Source organism: Curtobacterium flaccumfaciens, assembly GCF_004361695.1.
GTDB classification, from domain to species: domain Bacteria; phylum Actinomycetota; class Actinomycetes; order Actinomycetales; family Microbacteriaceae; genus Curtobacterium; species Curtobacterium flaccumfaciens_B.
On record NZ_SNVW01000009.1, the window covers coordinates 119,829 to 137,136 of the forward strand.

At 70.6% G+C, this 17,308-nt stretch carries 12 protein-coding genes; 7 read left to right on the plus strand and 5 right to left on the minus strand.

The annotated features are described in order from the left end of the window. Positions 1–517: 517 nt before the first annotated feature. The 3 genes from EDF64_RS13235 to EDF64_RS13245 are packed head-to-tail and all read left to right on the plus strand — an operon-like array spanning position 518 to position 5,065. Positions 518–2,122, plus strand: coding sequence for a glycosyltransferase family 2 protein (locus EDF64_RS13235; protein ID WP_133520446.1), 1,605 nt, complete (start codon positions 518–520; stop codon positions 2,120–2,122). Beyond that, a complete protein-coding gene (locus EDF64_RS13240; protein WP_133520447.1) occupies positions 2,115–3,641 on the plus strand; it encodes a glycoside hydrolase family 26 protein in 1,527 nt (508 codons plus the stop codon). The genes EDF64_RS13235 and EDF64_RS13240 overlap by 8 nt, the downstream gene beginning before the upstream one ends. After that, positions 3,638–5,065 carry a UDP-glucose dehydrogenase family protein gene (locus EDF64_RS13245; RefSeq protein ID WP_133520448.1) on the plus strand — a complete coding sequence of 476 codons (1,428 nt, stop codon included), beginning with the start codon at positions 3,638–3,640 and terminating at the stop codon, positions 5,063–5,065. Before EDF64_RS13240 ends, EDF64_RS13245 begins: the two co-directional genes overlap by 4 nt. Before the next feature lie 555 nt (positions 5,066–5,620). Here the strand turns inward: EDF64_RS13245 and glnA are convergent. Next, positions 5,621–7,045: a type I glutamate--ammonia ligase gene (gene glnA / locus EDF64_RS13250; protein WP_071291904.1), complete on the minus strand. Its 1,425-nt coding sequence runs from the start codon at positions 7,043–7,045 to the stop codon at positions 5,621–5,623. Positions 7,046–7,307: 262 nt separating this feature from the next. Between glnA and EDF64_RS13255 the strand changes: the two genes are divergently transcribed. Next, positions 7,308–7,763 (plus strand): RDD family protein, encoded by a 456-nt coding sequence (locus tag EDF64_RS13255; protein ID WP_133520449.1) that lies wholly within the window; start codon positions 7,308–7,310, stop codon positions 7,761–7,763. A gap of 480 nt (positions 7,764–8,243) precedes the next feature. Here the strand turns inward: EDF64_RS13255 and EDF64_RS13260 are convergent, their stop codons facing one another. Further along, complete coding sequence (locus tag EDF64_RS13260) at positions 8,244–8,972, minus strand: DUF4191 family protein (protein WP_133520450.1); 729 nt, start codon at positions 8,970–8,972, stop codon at positions 8,244–8,246. Between the two features lie 127 nt (positions 8,973–9,099). Here EDF64_RS13260 and EDF64_RS13265 point away from each other — a divergent pair, with 127 nt between their 5' ends. Further along, complete coding sequence (locus tag EDF64_RS13265) at positions 9,100–10,104, plus strand: hypothetical protein (RefSeq protein ID WP_133520451.1); 1,005 nt, start codon at positions 9,100–9,102, stop codon at positions 10,102–10,104. A 134-nt stretch (positions 10,105–10,238) separates the two neighbouring features. On the opposite strand, the gene sucB is transcribed toward EDF64_RS13265, so the two are convergent. The 3 genes from sucB to EDF64_RS13280 form a co-directional block, all read right to left on the minus strand. After that, entirely contained in the window at positions 10,239–11,756 is a 1,518-nt protein-coding gene (gene sucB / locus EDF64_RS13270; protein ID WP_133520452.1) for a 2-oxoglutarate dehydrogenase, E2 component, dihydrolipoamide succinyltransferase, read from the minus strand. Between the two features lie 49 nt (positions 11,757–11,805). Further along, positions 11,806–13,179, minus strand: coding sequence for a dihydrolipoyl dehydrogenase (gene lpdA / locus EDF64_RS13275; RefSeq protein ID WP_133520453.1), 1,374 nt, complete (start codon positions 13,177–13,179; stop codon positions 11,806–11,808). 153 nt (positions 13,180–13,332) lie between these two features. Then, positions 13,333–14,811: a leucyl aminopeptidase gene (locus tag EDF64_RS13280; protein ID WP_133520454.1), complete on the minus strand. Its 1,479-nt coding sequence runs from the start codon at positions 14,809–14,811 to the stop codon at positions 13,333–13,335. 75 nt (positions 14,812–14,886) lie between these two features. On the opposite strand from EDF64_RS13280, the gene EDF64_RS13285 reads away from it, so the two are divergent. Further along, positions 14,887–15,819: a proteasome assembly chaperone family protein gene (locus EDF64_RS13285; RefSeq protein WP_133520455.1), complete on the plus strand. Its 933-nt coding sequence runs from the start codon at positions 14,887–14,889 to the stop codon at positions 15,817–15,819. A gap of 162 nt (positions 15,820–15,981) precedes the next feature. Beyond that, positions 15,982–17,307, plus strand: coding sequence for an MFS transporter (locus EDF64_RS13290; protein WP_133520456.1), 1,326 nt, complete (start codon positions 15,982–15,984; stop codon positions 17,305–17,307). The last annotated feature ends 1 nt before the right edge of the window (position 17,308 follow it).

A 17,308-nucleotide genomic window follows, 5' to 3' on the forward strand; every position in this document is an offset into this window, starting at 1 on the left:
AACCGGTGCGCCAACCTGTGCGTGACACGCCCGGGGTGACGTGTTTCGCACCGGGTTCCCACGTCCGCGCAGGTGAATTCCGCGTGACGGACACCGTCCCCCGTTCGGCGACCGGTGTACCCCGGCCGGTGCCGCACGCGTCGTCGTGACCGGACCGTGACCGACCGCATCCACGACGCTCGACGCGGTGATCGCCCCGCGCCCCGCCGCGCCCGGCGATCACCCCGTGAACTGGACTTTTCTGCCCGCGTGCACCGCGCCTCCAGGCCGACACCGGCCCGTCGTCGACCGGACGGAGCGGTCCACCAGGTCCGCCGGAGTGCTGTCAGCAGCAGTGCGGACAAGCGCGACGCGACGAGAGGGGGACCGCGCTGTACCCCGTAACGTGCCCGTAACGCCCCCGCACGGGGGCCAAGTTGCGCGGGGCATCACGTTTCTGTCTCAATGGCACCACCCGAACCGGCCCTGATTCCCCGATGAAGCGGAATCTCCACCTCGAACGTTGAAGCAGGGATCAGTGTTCACCTTCATTCTGCAGATCAGGCAGATGGTCGAAGGGCACCCCGAGTTCTACCTGTTCGCCGTGTACTCCGCGGTGATCTGGTTGCTCTGGTTGCTCAAGGTCGTCATCTCCGCCCGCTACCGCCCCTTCACCGGCACCTTCGTCGGTACCACCAGTGTCGTCGTCCCCGTCGTGGACGAACCGCTCGACCTGTTCCGCGACGTGATCGGCCGCATGGTCGAGCAGCGTCCCGGCGAGATCATCGTCGTCATCAACGGCGCCCGCAACGAGGCGCTGGAGGAGGTCTGCGACGAGTTCGCCCCGCTCGTCCGCTGGACCCACACGCCCATCCCGGGCAAGCGCAACGCCGTCAAGGTCGGCACCGAGATGTCCACGGGTGACATCACGGTGCTGGTCGACTCGGACACCGTCTGGACCCCCGGCGCGCTCGAGGAGCTCCTCAAGCCGTTCGCCGACGCCTCCGTCGGCGGGGTCACGACGCGTCAGCGCATCCTCGAGCCCGAGCGCAGCTGGATCACCCGCTGGGCGGACTGGCTGGAGAACTCCCGCGCGCTGTACTCGATGCCCGCGCAGAGCGTGCTCGGTCAGATCGGCTGCCTGCCCGGGCGCACGATCGCCTTCCGCCGCGACATCCTCATGCGCGTCATGGACCGCTTCATGCACGAGAAGTTCATGGGTGTGTTCCTCGAGGTCTCCGACGACCGGACGCTCACGAACCTCACGCTCAAGGAGGGGTACCGCACCGTCTACCAGTACACCTCGCTGGTCTACACGGACGCCCCGCTCCAGGTGAAGAAGCTGTTCAAGCAGCAGCTCCGCTGGGCCCGCGGCTCGCAGTACAACACGCTCCGGATGCTGCCGTGGATGCTCGGCCACGCGCCGATCCTCGCGCTGTTCTTCCTCACCGACATCATCCTGCCGTTCATGCTCTTCGGCGTGATCGCGGGCTGGATCTACCGCGCCTTCACCGGCCAGGGGGAGAACCTCTACCAGGGGATCCTGCAGCAGTACGGCTTCTCGACCGGCTTCATCTACGTGGCCGCGCTCATGGTGGTCTCGTCGGTGCTCAGCATGGCGATCCGGCAGATGCGGCACCTCGCCGAGAAGCCGAGCGACTTCTTCCGGCTGCCGATGTTCATCATCGTGTCGACGTTCTTCCTCATGCCGATCCGGCTCATCGGCTTCTTCCGCCTGGCGCACGCGTCCGGGTGGGGGACCCGTGCCGGTGCCTACGCCGGCGGGCCGATGGAGACCGAGCCCGACCAGGCCGACGCCGTGCAGCCGTCCGCCTTCGGCACGCAGACGCCGGTGAGCCCGATCGACGCGGCACCCCGTGCCGGGATCGACGTGGCGCCCCACGCTGGCGATGGTGACCAGCGTGCCGCCGACCGCGCGTTCGACGAGCTCTTCGGCCCGGACGCCACCACCAACTCGACCGCGACGGTCCTCGCCACGCGCCGGTCCGCCGCGCAGGCCTCCGTCGCTCCGGCACCCGCGAAGCAGGCCCCCGCCCGCGCCCGCCGGTACAACCCGTACGCCGCGATCCCGTACTGCATCGGCATCGCGATCTTCGTCCTGGAGGCCTTCCTCATTGTCTGACCTCATCCGCTCCTCCGGTGCCTGGTGGGCCCAGTCCAGCAGGCACGCCCGACTCACCGCGATCGGCACCACCGCGATCGTCCTCGTCCTCGGGCTCATCACCTGGAACGTCTGGGTCTCGCCGGCCGGCTCCGTGTCGACCGCGGTCCACCAGGCCCTCGGCGTCACCCCGCCGAAGAAGAAGGTCTCGGCGGCCGAGCTCCAGGCGAAGCTCACCGCCGCCCAGAAGGAGATCTGGGCCCTGGAGGGCAAGCTCGACTCCTCGACGGCGCAGGCCGGTTCGCGTGGCGACCAGATCGCGCAGCTCAAGGCGCAGCTCGCGTCGCTCCAGTCCCAGCTCGGTTCCGCCAAGAGCGGGTCGGGAGGCGCGTCCTCCTCCGGCGGGTCGGGTACCCGTGTCGACGCGGCCGGTTCCGGCGGCAACGGTTCCGGTGACACCGGCGGCGGCAACGGCAACGGTGGCGGCTCCGGCGGTCCCGCGACGAACCCGAACACCGGGCCGTCGAAGGACCCCGACGGCCCCGACCCGATCACGACGCCGACGAAGCAGCAGGTCCTCGCCCAGCAGTCCCGCTGGTACGGCCTCTACACGGCGCAGGCGCCCTTCAACTGGTCCGAGTACGACCAGGTCTCGAAGGAGGTCGGGAAGGCCACGAACATGGTCGGCTTCTTCCAGGGCTTCGACCAGGACTTCAACCAGAACGCCGTCCAGCGTGCCTGGGCCAACGGTCGCCTGCCGATGATGACGTGGGAGTCCGCCCCGGCGAAGACCGGCAACGACGAGCCGTACGTCGCGGGCTACACGAACCAGGACATCATCTCGGGCAAGTTCGACGCCTACCTGACGAAGTACGCCCAGGCGCTCAAGTCGAACGGGATGCCGCTCGTGATCCGTCTCGACCACGAGATGAACGGCCAGTGGTACAACTGGTCCGAGGGCACGAAGCAGCAGAACGCGAACAAGTCCTACGTGGCGATGTGGCAGCACGTCTGGAACGTCTTCCAGGCCAACGGCGCGAACCAGTACGCCATCTGGGACTGGTCCCCGTCGCGCATCGACAAGCTCGGCAACGCGAAGTACCAGACGCTCGACTACATGGCCAACTACTACCCGGGTGCGAAGTACGTCGACTGGGTCGGCATGAGCGGCTACTACCGCGACGCAACCGAGGCCCCGACGTTCCAGAACACCTTCGGTGCGACCCTCGCCCAGATCCGGCAGATCGCGCCGGGCAAGGGGATCGTCCTCAACGAGATCGGTGCCACCGAGACCGGGGGCAGTGTCTCGAACCCGCAGAAGTCGCAGTGGATCAACTCGCTGTTCGACGCCCTCGCGGACCCGGCCAACGCCGACATCATCGGCTTCTCGTACTTCAGCGAGACGGCGACGACCATCGTCGACGGCACCCGCACCACCAACGACTGGCGCCTCGACTCCCGTGCGGACAGCCTCCAGGCCTTCGCCGACGGCATCAAGCGCACCGACATCGACTACGACCTGCAGGAGGTCAAGCAATGACCGAGTCCAAGAAGTCGACCGCATCGGCCGACACGCGTCCCGCTCCCGTCATCAGCGTCATCGGCACCGGCTACCTCGGTGCCACCCACGCGGCCGCCATGGCCGAGATGGGCTTCGAGACCATCGGCGTGGACGTCGACCCGGCGAAGCTCGCGGCACTGTCCGCCGGCGAGGTGCCGTTCTACGAGCCCGGACTGCCCGAGCTCATCACGAAGCACGTGGCGAGCGGCAAGCTCCGCTTCACCTCGGACATCGCGTCGGCCGTGGCCGCGGCGGACGTGCACTTCGTCTGCGTCGGCACGCCGCAGAAGGCCGGCTCGCACGCGGCGAACCTCGCGTACGTCGAGAGTGCCACCCGCGGCGTCGCCGAGAACCTCACCCACCCGGGCCTGATCGTCGGCAAGTCGACCGTCCCGGTCGGCACCGCGGCACGGCTCCGCGGCATCGTCCGCGAGTTCTCCCCCGCCGGCATCACCGCCGAGCTCATCTGGAACCCCGAGTTCCTCCGCGAGGGCAAGGCCGTCGACGACACCCTGCACCCGGACCGCCTGGTCTGGGGCGGTGCGTCCGACGCCGCCGACGCCGTGATCCGCGAGGTCTACGCCGCGCCCATCGCCGAGGGCACCCCGGTCATCACGACCGACCTCGCCACCGCCGAGCTCGTGAAGGTCAGCGCCAACGCCTTCCTCGCGACCAAGATCTCGTTCATCAACGCGATCTCGGAGATGTGCGCCATCACCGGCGCCGACGTGTCGACGCTGGCGGACGCCCTCGGGCACGACGCCCGCATCGGCCGGAAGTTCCTCAACGCCGGCCTCGGGTTCGGCGGCGGCTGCCTGCCGAAGGACATCCGGGCGCTCATGCACCGCGCGAACGAGCTCGGCGCCGGCCGCGTGGTCGGGCTCATGCAGCAGGTCGACGAGATCAACATGGGGCAGCGCGAGCGGGTCATCGACATGACGATCGACGCGCTCGACGGTTCCGTGCTGAACCGCCGCGTGGCCGTGGTCGGAGCGGCGTTCAAGCCCCTCACCGACGACGTCCGCGACTCGCCGGCGCTCAACGTCGCCGCTGCGCTGCACCTCCGCGGCGCCCAGGTCACCCTGTGGGACCCGGAGGCGATGGAGACCGCGCGCCGCTCCTTCCCGACGCTCACCTACGCGTCGTCGCTGGAGAACGCGATCGAGGGCGCCGACGTCGTGCTCGTGCTCACCGAGTGGGACGAGATCGTCGAAGCCGACCCGGCCGCACTCGCCGCCGTCGTCGGTCGTCGGGTCGTCATCGACGCCCGCAACTGCCTCCCGGTCACCGACTGGGTCAAGTCGGGTTGGACCGTCCGTTCCCTGGGACGGCCCACTCCGGTCACGGGTGCACCCGTGAGCGTCGCCGCGGGGACGAACGACGCGGTGGCCACCGCGCGGTAGTCACCGTCCGCGATGCGGGGTCCGTGCCGGGGGCGGTGCGGGCCCCGCTCTCGTGCGCCCGGCGCGCTCCCGCCGCGTGCCGTCCCGCGCGCCGGGTGTCGAATCGCGCGTCGGGTGCCGTCCCGCGCGCCGGGTGCCGAATCGCGCGTAGGAAGCAGATCCGCTCGTAGGAGGCAGGAAGTTCCTGCTCCCCACGAGCGATTGCGCTTTCCACTGCGGGTGCGATGGGAAGGAACGTGCGAGGCGACCGCCTGGAGGCGCGGCGCGGGTCCGCCGGAGCGGCACCGCGCCTCCAGGCAGTCGCGTCCGCACCCCCTGCTCACGAGAGCGACAGATCCCTGCGGAACGTTCGCGGCGATCTGTCGCTTCTGCGACAGGAGCCGCGCGGCCCGGCCGCCAGGTGTCGCTTCCGCGACACGGACGAAGGGCCCCGCACCTGACGGTGCGGGGCCCTTCGTGGTGTCGGCGAGACTCAGCCGCCCGTGCGTCCGGGGCGAGTCCGGTGCTGCCTAGACGCCCGTGCGCGCGGCGCGAGTGCCTGGGCGGCGGTGCTGACTAGACGCCGAAGTACAGCTCGTACTCGAACGGGTGCGGGCGCTGGGCCAGCGGGAGGATCTCGTTCTCGCGCTTGTAGTCGATCCAGGTCTGGATGAGGTCCTCGGTGAACACGTTGCCCTTCGTGAGGAACTCGTGGTCCGCCTCGAGCGCGTCGAGGGCCTCGTCGAGCGAGCCGGGGACCTGGGGGATGCCCTTGGCCTCCTCCGGGGGGAGCTCGTAGAGGTCCTTGTCGACCGGCTCGTGCGGCTCGATGCGGTTCTGGATGCCGTCGAGGCCGGCCATGAGCTGCGCGGCGAAGGCGAGGTACGGGTTGCCCGAGGCGTCCGGCGCGCGGAACTCGATGCGCTTGGCCTTCGGGTTCGTGCCCGTGATCGGGATGCGGATCGCAGCCGAACGGTTGCCGGCCGAGTAGACCAGGTTGACCGGGGCCTCGAAGCCCTTCACCAGACGGTGGTACGAGTTGATCGACGGGTTCGTGAAGGCGAGCAGCGCCGAGGCGTGCTTGAGGATGCCACCGATGTACCAACGGGCGAGGTCCGAGAGACCGCCGTAGCCGTTCTCGTCGTAGAAGAGCGGCTTGCCGTCCGACCAGAGCGACTGGTGGGTGTGCATGCCCGAGCCGTTGTCGCCGAAGAGCGGCTTCGGCATGAACGTGGCGACCTTGCCCCACTGGTCGGCCGTGTTCTTGACGATGTACTTGAACTTGAGGATGTCGTCCGCGGCGTGGACCATCGTGTCGAACTTGTAGTTGATCTCCTGCTGGCCGCCGGTGCCCACCTCGTGGTGCGAGCGCTCGAGCTCGAAGCCCGCCTCGATCAGCTTGAGGGTGATGTCGTCGCGGAGGTCAGCGGTCTTGTCGACCGGGGACACCGGGAAGTAGCCGCCCTTGTACGGGGTCTTGTTGGCGAGGTTGCCGCCCTCTTCCTCGCGGCCGGTGTTCCAGGCGCCCTCTTCGGAGTCGACCGAGTAGAACGACTGGTTCTGCGTGACCGAGTAGCGGACGTCGTCGAAGATGTAGAACTCGGCCTCGGGGGCGAAGAACGCGGTGTCCGCGATGCCCGTCGACGCGAGGTACTTCTCCGCCTTCTTGGCGACCTGGCGCGGGTCGCGGCCGTAGATCTCGCCGTTCCGCGGGTTGTAGATGTCGAAGATCATGATCAGCGTGCGCTCGGCGCGGAACTGGTCGATGTACGCCGTGGTCACGTCAGGGATGAGCTGCATGTCGGACTCGTGGATCGACGCGAAGCCGCGGATCGAGGAGCCGTCGAAGAGCTGACCGACCGAGAAGAAGTCCTCGTCGACCGTGGATGCCGGGATGTTGAAGTGCTGCTGCACGCCGGGCAGGTCGGTGAATCGGATGTCGAGGAACTTGACGTCCGTGTCCTTGATGAAGGCCAGGACCTCGGAGGAATCGCTGAACATGTGTGTCGATCTCCTGGGGGTTGGGGATGTGGAGGTGCCCCGCGGGTGCACCCTCCGACGAGGCTATTGACACCGGGTTTCCCGGACGTGACTGCTTTGTTTCGTGCGTGTTACGTCGGGCGCGGCCGAACTCGGCGGGGGCGGTGGCTGGCGCCGGGGTGGGCGGCGTCGCCGGTCTCGGGCAGGGCCGTCGCGGGTCTCGGGCGGGGGCCGTCGCGGGTCTCGGGCGGGGGTCGTCGCCGGTCTCGCCTACGCTTGCAGCATGGCCCGCAGTACCGCTCCGTCCCCCGCGTCCTCCGAGCACCCGGACGGCTGGCCCGGCAAGGACCTCGGGCTCCCGGAAGAGGGTCCCCGGTCGGTCGGACGCATCGGCCGACGGATCGTCGCGCTGCTGATCGACGGCGCACTGGCCGACCTCGTCGCGTTCGTCACGGGGGTGTGGTCGCCGGTGAACGGTTCGGGTGACATCGCGCACTCGTGGATCCAGATCGCGATCTTCGCCGGCCTGCAGATCCTGTTCATCTGCCTGCTCTCGGGGTCGTTCGGGCACATCTGCGTCGGACTGCGGGTCGTGCCGATGCGTGGCGGGTACGTCGGTGTGTGGAGCCCGGTGGTCCGCACGCTCCTGCTCTGCCTGATCGTGCCGGCACTCATCATCGACCGGGACAGCCGCGGCGCGCACGACCGCATCGCCGGGACGGTGCTCGTCCGCCGCTGACGGGTTCGGGGGGCCCTGAGGTGCCCCTCCGCCGAGCAGCGGGGGCGCCGGGGGCGTCGTGCGACAACGCTGATGTCGTACGACGGCGACCGTGTCGCAATCCCGCGCGCGCAACCGTTGCGGGCGCGCTGTTGCGGGCGCGCTGTTGCGACGACGCCGATGTCGTACGACGGCGACCGTGTCGCGATCCCGCGTGTGCAACCGTTGCGGGCGCGCCGTTGCGACGACGTTGATGTCGCACGACGGCGACAGTGTCGCAATCCCGCGTGTGCAGCCGTTGCGGGCGCGCCGTTGCGACAACGCCGATGTCGTACGACGACGACAGTGTCGCGTCGGGTCGCAACACCACAGGCCGCCAGCTGGCCGCGCCGCCCGCGCCGCCCGCGCCGCCCTGCCCTCCGCCACCCCGCCCCAGCACAGCAGAACGCCCCCGACCTGGCACGGTCGGGGGCGTTCAGCGTGCTGCGTCGCGGCGCTGGATCAGCGCGGACGCCCGGCACGCGCCCGCATCGGGTCCATGCCCTTCGGGATCGACGCGGCGGGGCTCTGCGTCAGCGAGTCGAGGCGGTTCGCGACCGCGAGGACCTCGTTGCGGTTGAGCGCCTTCTTGAACTTGTTCATGGCACGGGGGAGCTTGTGCAGGGTCACCGCGTCGGAGTCCTTGTCGTCCTTGCCGGAGGCGACGTGGACCACGTGCACCGGCACGTTCGGGACGATGCGCTGGACCTTGCGGCGCTCCTCGTCGACCTGGCGGTTCAGGTTGCCCCGCTGACCCTCGGTGATGAGGACGACGCCGGGCGTGCCGACCGCGCGGTACACGGCAGCCTGCGACCGACCGTGCACGGCGACGGGCATCTCGCTCGAGCGCCACTGGCGACGGAGCGAGTTCGACAGCACCGCGCCGACGGCACCAGGCTGGCCCTCGATCTGCGAGTACGCAGCGCGCTCCGCGAGGCGCCCGAGGATGATCAGGAACAGCAGCACACCGAGCAGCACGCCGGCGACGATCCAGAGGATCATCGCGAGCCAGTTCTGACCCGGCAGGAGCAGAGCGAGCAGGATGCCGAGGGCCACGGGGACCACGAACGCCACCGCGAACCACCAGACGGAGCTGGGGTCCGCCCGACGGGTCATGGTGAAGACCTGGTACATCTGCTTGAGACGACCCGGCTCCTTCGCCGTCGTACCTTGTGAAGTGCTGCGTGCCATGCCCCCAGGATACGGCCTGCGCCGAGATGTCCGAACCCGCCCCGGTCCGGCTGTGGGCGAACAGGGTTCTCCACAGTTCGGTGCACCCGCCAGGAGGCGCGACCCACCCCGCGACAGGCTCTCCGGCATGCAGATGGTCACCGAACGGATCCACTGGTGCGCGTCCGACGACGAACGGTCGCTCCTCGCATGGGCGGCCGACCGCGCGTGCGCGGTGAGCCGCCACCTCGCACCGGTCGCAGCGGTCGGTCGGCTCCCGGACGGGCGACTCGTGGTGGAGGTCACCCGGCCGACGGGCACACCGCTGGCATCGGCCCTCGACACGCTCGGCACGCCGACGACCGGGGTCGCCGTGACCCTGACGGTGCCGCTCCTCGAGCTCGCCTCGGCCGACCGGTCCGGCGCCGTGTGCCTCGGTACCGCCGGCCTCGACGACGTCCTGGTGGACGACGCGGGCGCGGTGCTGCTCTGCGACCGCCCGCCCGGTGCCGCAGCGGTCACGCCAGGCACTGCGACGCCAGGCACTGCGACGCGAGGCACTGCGACGCGAGGCATTGCGGCGCGAGGCACTGCGACGCGAGGCACTGCGACGCGAGGCATTGCGGCGCGAGGCATTGCGGCGCGAGGCACTGCGACGCCCGGCACCGCGGCGCCAGGCAGCGCGACGCCCGGCACCGCGACGCCCGGCACGGCATCGAGCGGCATCGCGACCCCGAACACCGCGCACGACCCGGGGCACCGCCGCTCGGACCAGGACGGCGCCCGGATCCTGCTCCTGGCGGCCCGGGTGGTCTGGGAGCGCACGGACGATCGGGACCCGGCCCGTCCCACGGTCGACGCAGCCCTCGCCGAAGCGCTCGACGGGGACGTCGACGCCGTCCGTGCAGCTCTCGCCCGCGTCCGTGCAGTGGCGGCACCGCGACCGGTCCGGTGGGAGCCCGTGCAGCTCGACCTGCTCGTCGGCGTGCCGGCCCGGTCGACACCGCAGGTCTGGACACTGCTCGGCACCGTGCAGGAGATCGTCGAGCACGGCATCCCGCTCGGCAGCGGTCGGCGTCTCCCGCTCCGCAGGGCACTGGTCGGCGCGGTCATCGCGTCGGGACTCACGGCAGCCGCCGTCTTCGCCCTCTGACGACCCCGAGGGCCCGACGACCAGGACGACATGACCACCACGACGACCTGACGACCACGACGACCCGACCACGACGACGCAGAACGGCCCCGGTCCGCAGGGGACCGGGGCCGTTCAGGAGACCGAACGAACGATCAGTACCCGAGGTTCGGGCCGAAGTTGCCCTCCTCGAGGCGGTTCTTCACCGCGACGAGGTACCGCGACGCGTCGGCGCCGTCGATGATCCGGTGGTCGTACGACAGCGCGAGGTAGACGAACGAACGGATCGCGATCGCTTCCTGTCCGTCGACCTTCACGACCGCCGGACGCTTCGTCACGATGCCCGTGCCGAGGATCGCCGACTGCGGCAGGAACACCACGGGGGTGTCGAACAGCGCGCCACGCGAACCGGTGTTGGTCAGCGTGAACGTGCCACCCGCGAGCTCGTCCGGCTTCAGCTGGTTGTTGCGGGTGCGCTCGGCGAGGTCCGCGATGGACTGCGCGAACTGCGCGAGGTCGAGCGACGCCGCGTCCTTGATCACCGGGGTGAGCAGGCCGCGCTCGGTGTCCACCGCGATGGAGACGTTCTCGGTCTCCGGGTAGACGATCTCTTCGCCCTCCACGGTCGAGTTGATCTTCGGGTGGGCCTTGAGCGCCTCGGACGCCGCCAGGGCGAAGAACGGCATGAAGGAGAGCTTCGAGCCGGTCTTCTCGAGGAACTCCGCCTTGTGCGCGTCGCGGAACTGCGCGACCTTCGTCACGTCGACCTCGACGACGCTGGTGAGCTGTGCGGTCGAGGTCATCGACTGCACGGCACGCTCGGCGACGACCTTGCGGAGGCGGGTCATCTTCTCGCGGGTGCCACGCAGCGGCGAGACCTCGGCGACGAAGGGACCGGCCGGTGCAGCTGCGGCGGAACCACCGGCGGCCGGGGCCGAGGTGGCTGCTGCGGCGGCCGCGAGGACGTCCTCCTTACGGATGCGTCCGCCGACACCGGAGCCGGTGACGGTCGACAGGTCGACACCCTGCTCGTTGGCGAGCTTGCGCACGAGCGGGGTGACGTAGCCGGAGGCCGAGGCGTCCTGCGAGGGGTTCGGCACGGAAGCAGCTGCGCTGGGCGCCGACGAACCCGAGGCGGCGGGCGCGGGAGCGGCGGCCGGAGCCGGCACGGGTGCCGGGGGAGCAGCAGCGGGCGGCGGCACCGGAGCAGCCTGGGGGACCGGTGCGGCGGCGGGCGGCGCGGCCGGGGCCTGCGGGGCAGCGGGCTGCGTCTGGCCGGCGGGAGCCGGCTCGGGCTCGGTGGGCTCCGGAGCGGGGGTCTCGGACTCCTGCTCGGTGCTCGGCTCGGCCTCGGGTGCCTCGGCGTCGGCAGCGGCCTCGTTCGAGGACTCATCGGACGCCTGGTCCGAACCGCCGTCGGACGAACCGGAACCGGAGCCGTCGCCGATCTTCACGAGCGGGGTGCCGACCTCGACGGTCTCGTCCTCGGGCACGAGGATCTCCTCCACGACGCCGGCGACGGGCGACGGGATCTCGGTGTCGACCTTGTCGGTCGAGACCTCGAGCAGCGGCTCGTCGACCTCGACCCGGTCACCGACGTTCTTCAGCCATCGGGTCACCGTGCCCTCGGTGACGCTCTCGCCGAGCGCCGGGAGGTTGACGGATTCGCTCATCGGGTGGACTCCTCTTCGCAGGGGTGGTTCGTGGTGGTGGTCATGGTGTTCACAGGGCGTGCAGCGGCTTGCCCGCGAGGTGCATGAACGCCTCGCCGAGTGCCTCGTTCTGCGTCGGGTGCGCGTGGATGAGCGGCGCGATGTCCTCCGGGTAGGCCTCCCAGTTGACGGCGAGCTGGGCTTCGCCGATGAGCTCGCCGACGCGCGCGCCGATCATGCTCACGCCGACGACCGGGCCGTCGACCACGCGGACGACCTTGACCGAGCCGGCGGTGCCGATGATGTGGCTCTTGCCGTTGCCGGCGAGGTTGTACTCGTACGAGTCCACCTTGTCGGCGCCGTACTGCTCTTCGGCCTTGGCCTGCGAGAGACCGACCGAGGCGACCTCGGGGTCGGAGTACGTGATCTTCGGGATGTTCTTGTCCTCGATGATCACCGGGTTCAGGCCAGCGATCTCCTCGGCGACGAAGATGCCCTGCTGGAAGCCGCGGTGCGCGAGCTGCAGGCCGGGGACGATGTCGCCGACGGCGTAGACGTTGGGGATGTTCGTGGCGAGGCGCTCGTTCGTGGTGACGAACCCGCGGTCCATCGCGACGCCGACCTCGTCGTAGCCGACGTTCTGCGTGACGGGACCGCGCCCGACCGCGACGAGCAGGACGTCGCCGTCGAAGGTCTTGCCGTCCTCGAGCGTCACGACGACGCCGTTCTCGTGCTGCTCGACGCCCTGGAACCGGACCCCGAGCGAGAACTCGATGCCGCGCTTGCGGAACGCGCGCTCGAGCTGCTTCGACATCGACTCGTCCTCGGCGGGCACGAGGTGGGGCAGGCCCTCGACGATCGTGACCTCGGCACCGAAGGACTTCCAGACGCTGGCGAACTCGACGCCGATGACGCCACCACCGAGGATGACGACCTTGTTCGGCACGTAGTCCATGCGGAGGGCGGTCTCGGAGGTGATCACGCGACCACCGATCTCGAGCCCCGGCAGGGACTTCGAGTACGAACCCGTCGCGAGGACGATGTTCTTGCCGGTGACGGTCTGCTCGCCGACCTGCACGGTGTTCTGCGAGGTGAGGCGACCCCAGCCCTCGACGACGGTGATGCCGCGGGCCTTGATGAGCCCCTGCAGGCCCTTGTACTTGGAGTTGATGACGCCCTGCTGGTACTCGATGACCTTCGGGACCTCGACGCCGGCGAACTCGGCGATCACGCCGTACTTCTCGGCGTCGCGGGTGCCGTCCGCGATCTCGGCCGCGTGCAGGAGGGCCTTCGTGGGGATGCAGCCCCGGTGCAGGCACGTCCCCCCGAGCTTGTCTCCCTCGATGAGCGCGACGCTCATCCCGAGCTCGGCGGCCCGGAGCGCAGCAGCGTAGCCACCACTGCCGCCACCGAGGACCACGACGTCGTAAGTCTGTTCCGTCACCTGGTGCAACTCCCTCGTGCGTGTCGGGGCCGATCGGGCCCCACTGGACACCGCAGCGGCGGCGTCCGACGGTCGGACCGCATGGTTCCGGTCCCGTCCCGCTGGTTCCGGTGGGGGCACGTCAGGCGCGCTGCCCCACCGGTACCAAACCTACTACTTGGCCTGGAGCTCTTCTGCGAGCGAGATGAGCGTGCGGACCATGACGCCGGTGGCGCCCTTGCCGAGCCAGCCGTAGCCGCCGCCCTTGTTCTCGGACGGACCGGCGATGTCGAGGTGGGCCCACGGGATCCCCTCGCCGACGAAGCGCTCGAGGAACTTGCCGGCGAGCAGCATGCCGCCGGCCGGGTTGCCCACGGTCGCGTTCACCATGTCGGCGATCTCGCTGGCGAGTCGGGCGTCGAGCTCCTCGGGGAGCGGCATCGGCCAGATCGGCTCGGCGACGGACTCGGCGACGGCGCGGACCTGCGCGACGAGGTCGTCGCTGCCCATGAGCCCGGTCGTGCGGTCGCCGAGCGCGACGACCTGCGCCCCGGTGAGCGTGGCGACGTCGACGATGGCGTCGGGCTGCTCCAGGGACGCGGCAGCCATCCCGTCGCCGAGCACCAGGCGGCCCTCGGCGTCGGTGTTCGTGACCTCGACGGTCTTGCCGTTCTTGAGGGTCAGGACGTCACCGGGGCGGGTGGCCGAGCCGGACGGCATGTTCTCGGCGAGGCAGAGCCACGCCGTGACCTTCGTGTCGAGTCCGAGCCGGGCGGCGGCGACGGTGGCGGCGAGGACGGTGGCCGCGCCGGTCATGTCGGTCTTCATGCCGAGCATCGACGCGGCGGGCTTCAGCGAGAGGCCGCCCGAGTCGAACGTGATGCCCTTGCCGACGAGGGCGAGGTGCTTCTGCGCGCCGGCGGGGGCGTACCGCACGACGACCAGGCGGGGCGGGCGGACCGAACCGCGGCCGACGCCGGCGATGCCGCCGAAGCCCTGCTCCTCGAGCGCGACCTCGTCGAGGACCTCGACGGTGAGCGGGAGCCCCTCGGCCTGCGCGAGGGCGACGGACGCGACGTCGGCCGGACCGAGGTCGCCGGCGGCGGTGTTCACGAGGTCGCGCACGAGCGACGCGGCGTCGGCCACGATCGCCGGTCGGACCGTGGCGTCGGCCACGGCGGACGGCGCGAGGACGGTCACGCGCTGGTCGCCGCGGACCGGTCCGGTCGAGCCGGAACCCTTGTGCCGTGCGAAGGCGTAGGCGCCGAGGGCGGCTCCTTCGAGCGCTGCCTCGACGAGTGCGTCGGTGTCGGTCGGCAGCGCCAGGACGATCGACGAGACGTGGGGCAGCTGGCGGACGGCGCTGCCGGCGGCCGAGCGGATCGCGGCGGCGTCGGTGCCCGAGCCGAGCCCGACGAGCGCGATGCCCGCTGCCTCGACGCCGACGGCGGGGATGCGCACCAGCTGGTCCTTGGCGCCCGTCGCACCGATCGCCGCGAGGTCGAGGTCGTCGAGCGCGGAGAACGGCGTCGTCGCGGGTCGCGCGATGGTCGCGGGGCCGCCGTCGGTGCCGGGTCGGACACCGACCACGAGGACGTCGGCGGAGATCGAGGACGGAGCGGAGGAGTCGGTGGAGAGCGTCGGTCGGACCATGCGACAACCCTATCCAGCAGGTGTTCGCTGTCGGCGTGGTCGACGCGCACGGGGGATCACGACGCCCCGCCTAGCATGGGGACGGTGAACCACCCCGAGGAGCTCTACACCTTCGCCGAGGACGCGCCGACCGTGCCCGCGGGGCTGCACCTGATCGCCGGCCTCACCGGCTTCGCGGACGCCGGCTCGGCGGTCGCGCAGGTGACGTCGGCCGTGCTCGAGGACCTCGAGACCGAACTCGTCGCCGAGTTCGACCCGGACGTGCTGCTCGACTGGCGGGCCCGTCGCCCCGTGATCACGTTCGAGCACGACCACATCGCCGCCGTCGAACCGCCTCGGCTCGCGCTGCACCTGGTCCGCGACGAGCTCGGGCAGCCCTTCCTCTTCCTGTCGGGCTACGAGCCGGACTTCCAGTGGAACCGCTTCGTCCGCGCCGTCACCGACCTGGCCGCCTCCCTCACCGTCGCCGACACGACGTGGGTCCAGTCGATCCCGATGCCGGTCCCGCACACCCGGCCGATCAGCCTGACCGTCTCCGGCACCCGCGCCGACCTCGTCGAGCAGATGAGCGTCTGGAAGCCGGAGACCCAGGCGCCGGCGAACGTCCTGCACCTGGTCGAGCACCGCCTGTCCGAGCTCGGGAAGCAGGTCACCGGCCTGGTCCTGCTGGTCCCGCACTACCTGTCGGACACCGAGTTCCCGGACGCGGCCGTCGCCGCGTTCTCCGGCATCTCGTCGGCGACGGGCCTGATCTTCCCGTCGGACGCCCTCCGCGAGGAAGGGCGCGAGTTCCGCACCCGCGTCGACGAGCAGGTGGCCGGCAACGAGGAACTGCAGCGGCTGGTCGGGGTGCTCGAAGAGCGCCACGACACCTACATGGAGGGCAACCCCATCGCCTCGCCCCTCACGGGCGTGGACGGGCAGGTCCCGACGGCCGACGCGATCGCGGCGGAGCTCGAGCGGTTCCTGGCGGACCGTCGTCCGGACACGGACCCGACCACGGACTGACCGCGGCCGACGGGGCGGACGCGCACCGCGCCTCCAGTCCGGTCGCAGCCGGTGCGCCGGCTTGACGGTGCGACAGCCTGGAGGCGCGACCCACCCGACAGCGTCCGTCGCGTTCTCCACAGGCCGGCCCGGTGGCGGGGCCGTCCCCGGTAGCCTTGACGGGTGAATTCCCGCCGCGCCTTCCTCGTCTGGGGAATCGCGGTGCTCGCGTACGTGCTGGCGGTGGTCCAGCGCTCGTCGCTCGGTGTCTCCGGGGTGGACGCGCAGGACCGCTTCGCGGTCTCGGCGGCCGTGTTGTCGACGCTCGCGGTCGTGCAGATCGCCGTCTACGCCGGCCTGCAGATCCCGGTGGGCATCGCGCTCGACCGCGTCGGGCCGCGGCGGCTGGTGCTGCTCGGCGCCGCGCTGCTGGTCGTCGGCCAGGCCGTCGTCGCGGTGTCGCCCACGATCGGTCCGGCGATCGCGGGGCGGGTCCTCGTCGGTGCCGGCGACGCGATGACCTTCATCTCGGTGATCCGGCTCGTGCCGATGTGGTTCAGCGGGCGGATCCTGCCGCAGATCTCGCAGTGGACGGGCAACCTCGGCCAGGTCGGACAGATCCTGTCGGCGTTCCCGTTCGCGGTGCTGCTGCACACGGCGGGCTGGACGCCGGCGTTCGGCGTGGCGGCCGCAGCGAGTGCCGTCGGGCTCGTGCTCGCGGCGGTATTCGTGCACAACGGGCCGGTGCCGGTGCGGACGGACACGATCCCGCTGCCGTTGCCCCACTCGTGGCGCGGCGCGTTCCACACCTTCGGTCACGCGCTCCGCCGGCCGGGCACGCAGCTCGGGTTCTGGTCGCACTACGTGACGCAGTCCTCCGGCACGGTGTTCTCCCTGCTGTGGGGCGTGCCGATGCTCCGCGGGCTGGGGTACTCCTCGTCCGAGGCCGCCGGGTTCCTCACCGTCATCGTCGTCACCGGCTTCGTGGTCGGGCCGCTCCTCGGGGTGCTCTGCGCCCGCTTCCCGCTCCGCCGGTCGAACCTGGTGCTCGGCATCGTGCTCGCCCTCGGCGTGGTGTGGACCGCCGTCCTGCTCTGGCCCGACCACCCGCCGACGTGGCTGCTCGTGGTGCTCGTCGTCGTGATGGGCATCGGCGGACCGGGCTCCCTCATCGGGTTCGACTTCGCCCGGTCCTTCAACCCGGTCGGCTCGCTCGGGTCCGCGAACGGCGTCGTGAACGTCGGCGGGTTCCTGGCCGCCTTCGTGATGATGTTCCTCATCGGCACGATCCTGGACATCGCGGCACGGGCGACCGGGCAGACCGTGTTCGCGTGGGCGAACTTCCGGCTGGCCCTCACCGTGCAGTACGTCGTGGTGGGGATCGGCGTCGTGATGCTGCTGCACGCCCGCCGCCGGACACGTCGCGAGCTCCACGCGCAGGACGGAATACGGGTGGGGCCGCTCTGGGTTGCACTGGTTGCACGCCTGCGGAAGCGGAGCGTGCAATAAT